We start from the raw sequence: 12,548 nt of genomic DNA on the forward strand, positions 1-12,548 counted from the left end.
AAAAATCGAGCCGGGCAGGGGGAGCAGTACTCGGGGTACTATTGGCAATCGCCTGGATTGTTCTTCTGTGGTTCGTTGAACGTACTTTTTTCCCTCACCTAGACGGTATTCAAAATCCGGTCGTTAACTGGCTTTATATTGGCCCCATGATGTTTTTGTCTCCTTTGGGAACTACCTGATGTATCAGCGGGAATTAGGTGGTTTCGAAGTCATTCGTGGCGTAATTGGGCTTAAAAGCTCTTTCCTGGGTATTCTGATCTGGCTCCCTGTTACAGTGGTATTATTTTCCCTGCAGTGGGATGGTCCTTGGCAACTAAGCCCGATAGGGGTCTCCTTACCATGCTCGTTATTTACCTAAGTTTGCCACTTTGGGTTTCACTCACCCCATGAGATCCTCGGCTATCGTGATCTCATGCCTTCAGAATTTCATCGGGATAGAGACTTTGCCAGTTGGTCTTTTCCCCCCTCCCCGATCCCGAAATGGCCCAATTATGCCGTAGAATCATCGTGTTTATGGCATCAAAATTGGAGTGAATGTACTTTTTTGTCTTCCTCATCCACGAATCAATGGTAACTGTCAAATTCAATAGCGCCTGTTTGATGAATTTCGTTGACGTATGCTTCAGTTCCGGGATCTCGAATCGGATCAGGGAGACAAAAAGTTGCGCAATAAACCCAATGATTAGCGCACCGTAAATGCTGTTATCCGTCCATACCCGCAGCGGCTTGATCTCGATCTCATTCTTCAGCGAGTTGAAGATCTTCTCAATCGAGTCCTTTTTACGGTAGGTCAGCAGGGCTTCGGTAAGTGTCAACTTCTTGCTTGATTTCAGGCAGAAGAATCCTTCTCTGCCGGTGATGAACTTCTCTTCAAGGAGTTTGACGGCATCCTCTTCCGAGAGTTCGAGCAGTTTTGTCTGGATGGAGTAGTCCACATCCACAAGCAGATTGTTTATCCGGAATCGCTTTGGAAGACTCTTCTTCTTGTCAATGCTTTCCTGAATGGCCTTTGCTTCTTGTATCTCTCGCACGACTTTTCTGGCTCGGGATTCCAGTTGCTCGTTCTGCAGTTTTTCGGAGAAGTAGAGGTAATTGGTACTGCTTGGTTTCTCAATTATAATCCCGCGAATCCCGGATTCTGCATCAATAACTTGAGGATGATAGGTCTCAAATGCAGCGATAATCTTGTCATCGCTCTTGTTGAGCTTCTTCCCAGTGATGTACTGCAGCTGATCTGCCCGGATCATATGGATGTTGGCGACACTGTTCGCTCCTTTATCGAATATCACGAGAGAACCCTCTCTGAGCCGGTCGCGTGACTGCCGATAGGTCTTCTTGAAGTGCATCTGATCATTGAGATTGCCGGGTTCGATTGTCATCCCAATCGGGACATGGATCGGGTCGGCAAGTTCGGTGACGCCGACGGTGATCTGTTTCTTATCGGGCCGGTGATCCCGGCTGTAGCCATACTTTCCGAGCTTCGCCTCAGTACCGTGAAGAACGATGCTGGTCCAATCCATGTTGATGTTGGTATGCTCAAAGGCATACCGCGCAAAAAGGACATCCTGGAGGTCGGAGATGATTTCATCCCGGTTGACACCAAGGATTTCAAGGACACGGTAGAGGGTTCGTTCGCTGAAGGACGGGAGATTGAACTCGGCGAGAACTTCCGGCCGGGTGATCCATTCGTGGGAACGCTTGATGCTGAAGTTATCCGTCAGTTTGTAACTGATCAGGGCTTGAAGCAACTTGTTGATATCGATACCCCGCGTCTTGTGTTTCCCGAAAATAGCGTGAAAATTCAGGACGTCATACAGCCTTGCAACGAGGAGAATGGTACCGATAGGAAAAGATATATTGTCAGTCGGCTCAATCTCATTGGTTCTTAGTTGTGTTTGCATTTTAGCTCAATTCAAACATCACTAAGAACACTCTTATGTGTTGCCAACTGGCAAAGTTGGGTATTTACATTTTGTGGGAGAGAAGCGCAGTGCGGAAACGCTCTCCTGCATACGCAGGGCAGGACAATTCACGTTAAGGTATTGGAAACGCGAGCTCACTCCTATACCCGGATTTTCTTATCTCATCGATGGGTGGGATGAAGGTGAAAACCACGACTTTTCTTGGGATGGGTTCGTGATAAGCGGTACTGCGAGTGGTTTCCTCTCATGCGAGATCGGATCTCGATGACGGAGCGTGACGGCCGCAAGACAGGTATACGGACCCGCGCGCTGGAATTTAGCCCGACGAGATCTCGCGACCCATTTCGGCGGGATAACTCTCCGTGCCGGGATGGCCGGGGAGGCGGAGAGCTTCCGGATGCCAGTCGAAGAACTCCCGGGCAGCTTCGGAGAGCCGGTAGCGGACGAACTGTCCATCCCTCTCCGTGACGACGATCCCGTCTCCCTTGAACTCCCGCATCCTATCCGAGGCCATCCGACCGGAGATTCCAAGCCGTTCCGAGAGATCGTTCCGGTCCACCTCCATGGATTCGAGGAGACGCCCGAGCATCACCTGGGAAATTTCCTCCCGTAGGACGATCTGGATGCGCTGTTCAAACGCGGTGTGCCTCTGGTTCCGTGCGAAGTGCCCGTAGCGGCCCCGGTGACAGACGGTGGCCACCTTTCCTTCCCTGGCGAGCATGGCAAGGTGATACCGGAGCCGACTTCGCGAGACACCCGTAAGCTCGTTGAGTTCCCCGGTCTCGATGCCCGGATAGGCGGCGATCTGCCGGTAGAGGTCACGCCGGAGGTCGTCGTCGAGAATTGTGCGCTGCGTCACCCGTCGGTAGCCGAACGTCAGGAAGAGAAAGTAAACAAATTCGCCGGGGAAGAAGCACACGGGGAAGAATGTGAGCATGACATAGGGTAGCACCGCCCAGAGCGGCAAGTCCTAGAGTATGTTCTTCTCGAAGTCATACCTCTCGCCAGTGAGGTCGTGTACCTCGCTGGAGTACTTCCCCGGTTCGATCTCGTAACCGGCGGTTACCGTGCCCGGGATGTGCGCAATCGGCGGACCGTCCCCACCCGTCCGACGCCGTGATGGCGGAGGAGCCTGATGCCGATGGTCGAAGGGAGTTCCTCTACCGGTACCCATCGTCCGGGGCAGCCGAACCCGCCCTCCTCACCCCTCCATGCTCCCGCCGTACACCACCTGCCCGAAACTGATGCATCCGTCCCCGAGCGGGTAGTCGTGGTTGATGACGAACTCAAGCCCTGCCGCCAGCACCTCGCGGCGGATCGTCTCCCGGATCGTCCGATTATACGCCACCCCGCCTGAGAGTGCCACCCGGGGGATCCCCCGCTCTTCCGCTGCCTGGATGGCCATCGCGGCGACGCCTCTGGCCAGATTGTACTGGATCGATGCGGCGATGTCGTTCACTCTTTCCCCGGCGGCGGACCGTCGGAACGCCTGACCGCTATCACACCTTTTTTGACCCTGCGGGGAGATTCTGATAGTAACCGCCTGCCATGGAGGTACGGCGGCGTGCGAGGTTATCCATGATCGATCTGACGACTCCACTCCTGGCCATCGACGTCGGCAGGGGCACCCAGGATATCCTGGTCTACCAGCCCGGCCGGCCGATCGAGAACAGCATCAAACTGGTCCTCCCCTCCCCGACCGTGGTGGTGGCGGAGCGCATCCGACAGGCAACCAGAGCCGGGCTCCCGGTCTTCCTGGACGGGTTCCTGATGGGCGGCGGCGCAAACACCGGCGCGATACGGGAGCACCTGGCCAGAGGGCTCCCTGTCTATGCCACGCCCGGAGCCGCCGGGACCCTCCATGACGACCTCGAGCGGGTCCGTTCGATGGGTGTGGAGATCCGGGCCACTGCTCCCGGGGACGCGGTGACCATCCATACTACCGACTACATGGAGCCGGAACTGCAGAAGGCCCTCTCCCTCTTCGGTGTGGAGTACCCGGAGAATGTCGCGGTCGCGGTCCAGGACCACGGCTACTCGCCGCACCGGAGCAACCGTATCCACAGGTTTGAACTCATGCGGGAACAACTGGATGCCGGGGACTGGGACCTCCTCTCTCTTGTCGCGGACCCGCCACTCCATGATATGACCAGGATGCAGGCGGTCCGGAAGCAGGCGTCGGGAGCGCTAGTCACCGATACCGGGCCGGTCGCGCTCATCGGGGCGCTCTGCGACCCCTGGGTGCGGCAGCGGGCGAAAGAAGGGATCATCCTCGTCAACGTCGGGAACGGCCACACTCTCAGCTTCGCCCTGAAAGGGAGGGAGATCTACGGGCTTTTCGAGCACCACACCGGTGCACTCGACCCCGAAAAACTGCAGCACTACCTCTGGCGGCTCGCCGACGGCACGCTGACATCGGAAGAGGTCTTTGATGACGGCGGTCACGGGGCAGCGGTCAGGAAACCGCTCGTCACCGATACCGTGGTCGTCACCGGCCCCAACCGGCTCAGGCTGATGCCGGAGGCCTACCAGGCGGCACCCTTCGGTGATATGACGCTTTCGGGGTGCTTCGGGCTTATGTACCTCTGGAAGCAGCTCAGGGAGCGGTGAGGGGTAGACCCGGGCTGTGGGGTGGAGGGGAACTCTCCCTGCAGTTGTTCGAGCACCAAAGGTGCGAGTTGGAAGCAGGGGAGGGGGAGGCTCCCCCTCCTCACCTAGCGGTGGTCGAGCACCGGGTGTTCCGCCCGTCGCACTCCCCGTCAGCCCCTCCCCTGGGTATGATAGCCACCACAGTCCACTGTAGCGGGTTCTCTCATAGTTTTAGTTTTTCAGGTAACCGTACTGGAATGACGGTGCTCGAACTCCCGCGGTACCCCCCAGATGGCACTTTAGAACGTGCATATCACGACGTACTGCCCCCGCCCCAGGTGCGGGGAACGACTGGTCGAAGGGTTCCACGGACGGCACGTCCGGAGATTGGACCGAAGGTGCGATTGAGGAGCGCACGCCCGGCGCGGGCGAGGTGGGGATCTTAAAAGGAGTCTGCAGGTATGCCTTATGGGGAGTTCCGGCAGTCGTTTTCCTGAACGTGATACCTAGTGAAAAGCCGTGAACGGGTGTATGTATGCTACCGGGGTTCGAGCACCGCCGGTGCCAACACAGTTGCTCTCCCGCATCATCAACCGGGAAAAAGATATCTTACCTACCCTCACGGAGAACCATCCTGGGCCGTCTCCCCGAACCACCCGAACAGGCCACGGAAAAATCCCGCGATCAGGTCGAGCGGGGACGACACGGATGAGGACGCAGCCGGCACATCCGCCCCCGTTTCACGCCCACCCGTTCCTTCTTCGGCATAGAGGGCCGTTACCTCTTCTTTCCCGAGGGCCCTGATGGTGTCAAGGTGCCCGGCCGCTTCAGTGACGAGCGCATTGTGGTCAACGCCCCGGTCCCAGGCTCCGGTCATCGTCTCCGACGGGCGGAGCGCCAAGTTCTGGATACCCGCACGCGTGTAGAGGGCAGGGAGGGACGACTCCTCTATCACGGTTGTGTTCCCGGAAGGCCGGATGGCGAGCACCGGGTCAGAGAGCCCTACTGACGGGTACTCCTGACCGGAGGTGAAGGCGTATGCCCGGAAAGCAAAGAACTCAGGGTTCGACGTCAGATCCGTGACCTGTCTCTCCTCAGAGAGGGTGAGGTTTGCGAGCGTCAGTCTCCCGGTGCGGGTGACGACCGAGAACTCCCAGACAGCCCGTTCCCCATCCCTGAGTCCTCCGGGCTCACGGGTCCGGGTGACCTCGTAGACCCCGGTCCCAGCCGGCGGTGGCACCAGGACAACATAGGCAGGACTCTCTCCCGTGAGCGTTACGTTCCGGGCCTCGACCGTCACGGTGACGGTAAACGGCTCCCCCTCGAACGCTGCCCGGGGGTGCCTGCCGCCAAGGTGCATGACAGGGTCAAGCAGCCAGTCCAGGTTCGCTATCTCCACACCGTTCCGGGTAAGGGCGACATCCTCCGGGGTCCGGGGGAGGAGCACCCCGACACCCCTGACGATCAGGCCCTCCTGCGGCACCGTGACCGCAGGCGACGCCCCGGTCTGGTTCTCGCCCGGGGGGATGGGCGACGCCGGAGTGATGAGCTGGTGGTCGCTCTGGACCAGCGGGCGGTCGTGGGACTGGTGCGATTTCGCCAGTGTCGCGTTCGGTCTGGGAGGAGCCTCCCGCTCCAGGGTTGGTGTTGCTGCCGTCGTCTCCTCCGGCTCCTCGTCGTCAGAATCATCGATATCAGTGGTCGCTGTCGCAGTAGGTTCCGAAGAGGCTGTAGCGTTCTGAGTGGGCGTTGTCGTCGCCGGCGTCGAATTCTCGGTAGGCATGCCCGTCGCCGGCACTTTTGGAGTAACGGGTTTCTCATCGCCGGCAGTTTCACCGGGCGTAGCCCCGATGCTATCTTCAGTCCAGTTGATGACCCGATCCCGGATATCCGATTCGCTCAGGACGGGCTGTGGGGTCACCGCGATACCCCCGGCCAACCCGGGTCGCCGGCGCCCAAAGAGCTGACAAACGCAGGATGGGAGAGGGCAACCGCACCTACGCAGAGCACCACTATTGCTGACACAAGGAAAAGACGCCTCAAAGAAACACACTCCGGCATCCAGGGCCTCCGGGTAACCCGCCAACCCGTTTCGCTACAGGGGAGGTAGGTCTCACCGCTCGCCCGGATCCTCTGATTATGGGAGTCTCTTCATAAGGCTCCAGGTATAAATAATTTCTGGATACAAGCCCTCTGGAACTCCCCTGAGCGGATCCGCCCCATCAGGATCCCCCGAGTACGATGAGAATCAGGAGTCGGATCCAGGACCAACGAGCGCAGTGGTCCCGGGCATCCTAATGGAAGGGAAGCGAGAGATAAACGGTCCGGAGGGAGGGACGGCCGGAAGTAACGGCAAAAACGGTACCCTGAAGGCATCAGAACAGAGCTTGCAGGAGACCACCATAGCCTCCGCTCGCCGGGGTGACCGCAACAAAAAGGAGAGGGAAGGTCAGGCAACTTCGTTCTGCACCAGCTGGACATCGGCGATGTCGTGCTGCCGCTGCGCAAGAACCTTTGCCTTGAAGATATTTTTCCCTGCTTTCCCGATAGCAAGCCCCCGATCCTCATCGCGCACCTCCACGCGGGCGATCGGCTGATCCTCCGCGTCGGTGGCAAAGTCGATATCGGTGACATGCGCAGGGAGGAAACAGTTCCGGATGAACTGGCCCGGGTCCGGCGAATACTCTACAACCTCGATCCGCTTCCCCATCACGTCGGAAGCCTTCTTGATACTCGATCCGCCCCTGCCGATGGCAAGACCCATGTCGCCGGGATTGATCACGAAGATGATGCGCTCGTTACGGTTGTCAACGACGCAATCGCGGCTACCTGCGCCGGTAAGACTCTCAAATTGGGAGATGAGGCGCATGCACTCCTCAGTCAGCACGACCTGTGGCATCGTCTACACTCTCGCAACATTCAGGATATCGGATTCACCAGGCTCGATCACGGCAAGCGCACTGACAACGTACGGCATACCGCAGGCTTTCCCGAGCTGGACACTCGAACCCTCGTAGATGTAGACAGGGATGTCGATTTCTTTCACGAGGTTTTTGACAGATTCGGGGCTGTTTTTAGCCACCACGACAAGTCTCGCCTTGCCTTCCTCGATGCATTCCTGGGTCTTGTTCCGGCCCAGAAACACGGTACCAGTCTTCACGGCTTTGCGTAGTGAAGCATTAAAGTCCATGTATAATTCTCCTAGGTTTTCAGGTTTACGCGTTTTGCGATGAGTCTCACATCGCCGGTGCCGAGCTGAATAGGCTGGCCCACGATCACGTTCTCGGTGACACCGTTCAATTCGTCCACCTCGTTCGCGATTGCTGCATCCAGCAGATGGTTGACTGTCACTTCGAATGCAGCCCGGGAGAGGACACTCTCCTTCTCGCCGGCAATACCGTGCCGGCCGATCTGCTTGACCTCGCCATCCATGCACATCATATCAGCGACGAGCATGATATGACGAACATCAACGCCGATACCCTGTTCGTTCAGGGTACTTAAGGCTTCCTGGATGATCGCGTTCCGGCCCGCCTCGATACCGAGCACATCGGCGATCTCGCTGATGTTGTTGCTCCGCGTGCGGGTTGTATCAACGCCCTCGACTTCGAAGACATCTTTTAGGTTGGAGCCTTCAGTATAAAGGATATACTCTCCGCCCTCTTTTCTGACGACCACCCGCTCGATGTCATCGATACCCTGAACGATGACATTCCTGACGTGCTCCGCGAGCTGGAAGAGGTTCTGGTAACTCTCCCGGTCTTTTGGGGTGAATACAATCGACGCCTTCTTCGGATCCCCTTCAACCTCGAAGTCGCGGAAGTGCCGCTTCTCCTTGATCTTCCTCGGGGCCGTCTCGATGATCTCGTCCACCGCGATCCTCCGCCGGTCACAGACCTGCTTGTTGAGCTGGACAAAGACCTGCATATGCTCCATATCGATGGTGATATCCCCAAACTCATGGAGCGGCGCGGCCTCGATCTGCCAGCTCACCTCACGGGCGCGGTCACGGTTGAACGCCCAGTCTTCCAGCAGGAAGACCGCCATCGTGGGGGTGCTCGGTTCCCGCCGGGCATCCATGATCTCGATGAGCCGGGGGAGACCCAGGGTAACGTTGATCTCGGCCACACCCGCGTAGTGGAAGGTCCGCATCGTCATCTGGGTACCGGGCTCGCCGATCGACTGCGCCGCCACGACACCGACCGCCTCACAGGGCTCGATCCTGGTCTTCTCGTACTCGAAGAAGATCATCTCAAGGATTTTGTCGAACTCCTCTTCTGTGATATCCCGGTCTGCGAGACTCGCCTTCAGGTCTTCCCGGGTCCGGTAGGGCAGATCGAGGGTATCGATCCGCTCTTCAAGATCGCTGTTCATTTGACCTCCTCCTTTAAGACGCTCTCCACGATGCCTTTCACGTCCACCGGGGCGCCGTAACTGCTCCTTGCGGGGTCAGTCCCGTCTTCGCCGTAGCGGAACTGGATGATCCGGCCGCCCGTCGTCCGGACGGTGCCGTCGTATTCGACCTTGAGATCCTGTAGCGCGTTGATCATCCGCCGCTGCAGGTAGCCGCTCTGCGATGTACGAACCGCAGTGTCCACAAGACCTTCACGCCCACCGATGGCGTGGAAGAAGAACTCGGTCGGGGAGAGACCGCTCTTGTAACTGTTGGCGATAAACCCGTGCGCCTCCGCACCGAGCTCGTTGCGCCGGAAATGCGGCAGGGTCCGGTCCTCGTAGCCACGCATGATTCGCTCACCACGAACCGACTGCTGCCCGAGACAACCGGCCATCTGCGTCAGGTTCAGCATCGACCCACGGGCGCCGGAGACCGCCATCACCACAGCGCTGTTATCCATCCCAAGGTGCCGCCCGGCGATCTCACCGGTGCGGTCACGGGCCTTGCCAAGGACCTGCATGATCTGCATCTCAAGCGTCTCCTCGAGTGTCCGGCCCGGCATCGGTTCGAGCTGCCCCTCCTTGAAGATCTTGATCCGGCGCTCGACGTCGCTGACGGCACCATTGAGCACCTCATCGATCTGGCCGTACTCGGTCTTGGTCAGGTCTTCGTCATCGATGCCGAACGAGAACCCCTGGAACATGATGCCCCGGATCGAGAGCTTGGTCACGTCGTCGATGAACCGGGCGGCCCGCTTCATGCCGTACTGCCTGATGATCCGGTGCAGGATCTGGCCGTCGAACGCACCGATCGCCTTCTTGTCGATGGTGCCGGTGACCAGGTGACCGTCGATGATCCGGACGTAAGCATCGTTCTCGCACATCTCACGCCGGCAGGTCTCACAGTTCTGACACGACGAAGCACGGAAGATCATGTTCAGTTCATCCGGGAGGATGAGCGAGAAGACCTGCTTGTTGGTCCACAGCGGCTTCCCGTCACCATCCACCGCATCCGGCTCGGGCAGGTGGTCGATATCGAGGTGTTGGGTGAGATAGAGCACGTCCTCTTTTCGGAAGTGGCGCATCCTGTGCGTTAAGAGAAAGATCCCCGAGATATGATCGTGGATGCCGCCGATGATCGGACCGCCGGTCCTCGGCGAGAGGATATTTGCCTGCACCGAGACCAGGATCTCGGCCTCCGCACGGGCCTCCTCGGTCTGCGGGATGTGCAGGTTCATCTCGTCGCCATCGAAGTCGGCGTTGTAGGGAGGACAGACCGCCGGGTTCAGCCGGAAGGTCTTCCCGTCCATCACGACAATGCGGTGGGCCATGATACTCATCCGGTGCAGCGAGGGCTGCCGGTTGAAGAGGACGATATCCCCGTCCTTCAACTGCCGCTCCACCGTCCAGCCCGGCTCGAGCATCTCCATGACCGTCTCTAGGTTTACATCCGAAAGACGCATCCTCCGGTTGTCGGGCCTGATGACATAGTTTGCACCGCAGGGCGACCTGATGGTAGGACGTACAGGACCGTTTAAGACGTACTGCCGCATCTCCTCGATGTTGAACGGGGTTATCCTGACCGGGACGGTCATCTCGTTTGCGATAGCAAGCGGTATCCCGACCTCGCCGATAGAGAGGTTCGGGTCGGGCGAGATCACCGTACGGGCGGAGAAGTTCACGCGCTTCCCTGAGAGCGAACCACGGAATCGCCCTTCCTTCCCTTTGAGACGCTGCGAGAGGGTCTTTAAGGGCCGACCGCTCCGGTGTCGGGCGGGCGGGCACCCCGCCACCTCGTTGTCGAGGTAGGTGGTGACGTGGTACTGCAGGAGTTCCCAGAGGTCCTCGATGATCAACTGGGGAGCGCCAGCATCCTGGTTCTCCTTGAACCGCTGGTTGATCCTGATGATATCCACAAGCTTGTGGGTCAGGTCGTCCTCGGACCGCTGCCCGTTCTCGAGGATGATCGAGGGACGCATCGTGACCGGCGGGACCGGGAGAACCGTAAGGATCGTCCACTCCGGCCGCGCGACGTCAGGGTTGACCCCCATCAGCCGCAGATCGTCGTCCGGGATCTTCTCAAGACGCGCCCTGATGTCGGCAGGAGTCAGTTTGTGCTCCACCTTCCTCCCGTCTTCCACGAAGACCTCGGAGAAGGTGGTGGGTTTCTCGAAGTTGATCTTGAGCTGCTGCTCCCCGCAGTGGGGACAGATCCGTTCTTTCTTGACGTCTTTCTCGGAGACAACATCCACGGTGAGGTCGCTGTCCTCAGGCCCGACGATCTTCTCGACCTCTTCGGTCGTCATCAGCAGCCGGGAACAGGACCTGCAGGTCACCCGCAGGAGTTTCCGGATCAGCCGGGTATACCCAACATGGATGACAGGCTTTGCGAGCTCGATATGCCCGAAGTGGCCCGGGCAATCGGCCGCCTTCTGGTCACAGGTCTTGCACCGGAGACCGGGGTCGATGACGCCCAGGTGCAGGTCCATCAGGCCCTGCGGGTAGGGGAATCCGTCATCGTCGTAGGTGTCCGCCCAGATGATCTTCCGGACGCTCATTTTGCGGATCTCTTTCGGGGAGAAGAGCCCGAACTCGATCCTTCCAACACGTTTTGGACTGGTCATAGTTTGATTACGCCCCCTCTTACACCATATCGTCGAGTCTCAGGCGGGGAGCAATGCCCATGCTCTTCATCTCGTCGAGGAGGAGCTTGAAGGCGTAACTCATCTCGACAGGGTAGATATCGGTTTCGCTGCCGCAAGCAAGACATCGCGTCACCTTCCTCTTCCGGTCAAGCATCGCCACCATACCACACTTTGCGCAGACCCACTGGGTCACCTTGTCAGATTCGTCAAGCAGCCGCTCTTTCAGGGCCATGGCCGCACCGTGACCGATCATCACGTCGCGCTCCATCTCACCGAACCGAAGACCACCCTCGCGGGCACGCCCTTCAGTCGGCTGGCGGGTGAGCACCTGCACTGGGCCGCGAGACCGCGCGTGCATCTTGCTCGAGACCATGTGATAGAGCTTCTGGTAGTAGATGACGCCGACATAAATGTCGGCCGCAAACCGGCGGCCGGTGATGCCGTCGTACATCACTTCACGGCCGTCATGGGAGAACCCGAGTTCCTTGAGCGACCTTCGGAGGTCTGCCTCACGCTCGCCGCGGAATGCGGTCGCGTTGATCCGGCGGCCCTCGAGGGAGCCGACCTTGCCGCCCAGCATCTCGAGCATATGCCCGATGGTCATACGACTCGGGATCGCGTGGGGGTTGATGATCAGGTCAGGCGTCATGCCGGACTCAGTGAACGGCATATCCTCTGAAGGCTGGATGAGACCGATAACGCCCTTCTGGCCGTGCCGGGACGCGAACTTGTCGCCCACCTCAGGCACCCGGAGGTCACGGGTCCGGACCTTCACGAGACGCGAGGAGTTCTCGCCCTCGGTGATGATGACGGTATCCACGATCCCGCGCTCGTTGCTCCGCATCGTGACCGAGGTGTCGCGCCGTTTCTCGACGGCGATGAGCTCGCTCGTGGGCTCCTCAAGGAACCTCGGCGGAGAGGTCTTCCCTATCAGCACGTCTTTTTCGTGGACAACCGTCTCGGGGTTGATGATGCCGTCGTCATCAAGGTTCGCGTA

General features: G+C 58.9%; 8 protein-coding genes and 2 pseudogenes. 1 reads left to right on the forward strand and 9 read right to left on the reverse strand.

What is annotated here, in order from left to right:
* Positions 1-497: 497 nt before the first annotated feature.
* The 3 genes and pseudogenes from BP858_RS07615 to BP858_RS07625 all read right to left on the reverse strand — a co-directional run.
* Positions 498-1,901, reverse strand: a pseudogene (locus BP858_RS07615) (IS1634 family transposase); the annotation flags it as partial.
* A 337-nt stretch (positions 1,902-2,238) separates the two neighbouring features.
* On the reverse strand, positions 2,239-2,874 hold the full coding sequence (locus tag BP858_RS07620) for a winged helix-turn-helix transcriptional regulator (protein WP_214166001.1): 636 nt from the start codon (positions 2,872-2,874) through the stop codon (positions 2,239-2,241).
* Positions 2,875-3,123: 249 nt separating this feature from the next.
* Positions 3,124-3,522, reverse strand: a complete 399-nt coding sequence (locus tag BP858_RS07625; RefSeq protein ID WP_394339382.1) for a hypothetical protein — start codon at positions 3,520-3,522, stop codon at positions 3,124-3,126.
* Between BP858_RS07625 and BP858_RS07630 the strand changes: the two genes are divergently transcribed.
* A complete protein-coding gene (locus BP858_RS07630) occupies positions 3,501-4,532 on the forward strand; it encodes a DUF1786 domain-containing protein (protein ID WP_214166000.1) in 1,032 nt (343 codons plus the stop codon). The genes BP858_RS07625 and BP858_RS07630 overlap by 22 nt on opposite strands.
* Before the next feature lie 598 nt (positions 4,533-5,130).
* Here the strand turns inward: BP858_RS07630 and BP858_RS07635 are convergent.
* The 6 genes and pseudogenes from BP858_RS07635 to BP858_RS07660 form a co-directional block, all read right to left on the reverse strand.
* On the reverse strand, positions 5,131-6,294 hold the full coding sequence (locus BP858_RS07635) for a hypothetical protein (protein WP_214165999.1): 1,164 nt from the start codon (positions 6,292-6,294) through the stop codon (positions 5,131-5,133).
* 666 nt (positions 6,295-6,960) lie between these two features.
* Entirely contained in the window at positions 6,961-7,410 is a 450-nt protein-coding gene (locus tag BP858_RS07640) for a NusA-like transcription termination signal-binding factor (protein ID WP_014866085.1), read from the reverse strand.
* A 3-nt stretch (positions 7,411-7,413) separates the two neighbouring features.
* A complete protein-coding gene (locus BP858_RS07645; RefSeq protein ID WP_062261218.1) occupies positions 7,414-7,701 on the reverse strand; it encodes a 50S ribosomal protein L30e in 288 nt (95 codons plus the stop codon).
* 11 nt (positions 7,702-7,712) lie between these two features.
* Complete coding sequence (rpoA2, locus tag BP858_RS07650; protein ID WP_014866083.1) at positions 7,713-8,885, reverse strand: DNA-directed RNA polymerase subunit A''; 1,173 nt, start codon at positions 8,883-8,885, stop codon at positions 7,713-7,715.
* Complete coding sequence (locus tag BP858_RS07655) at positions 8,882-11,530, reverse strand: DNA-directed RNA polymerase subunit A' (RefSeq protein WP_214165998.1); 2,649 nt, start codon at positions 11,528-11,530, stop codon at positions 8,882-8,884. Before BP858_RS07655 ends, rpoA2 begins: the two co-directional genes overlap by 4 nt.
* A 19-nt stretch (positions 11,531-11,549) precedes the next feature.
* A pseudogene (locus tag BP858_RS07660) lies at positions 11,550-12,548 on the reverse strand (DNA-directed RNA polymerase subunit B); the annotation flags it as partial.

The organism is Methanoculleus sp. UBA413, assembly GCF_002502935.1.
Taxonomy (GTDB): Archaea; Halobacteriota; Methanomicrobia; order Methanomicrobiales; family Methanoculleaceae; genus Methanoculleus; species Methanoculleus bourgensis.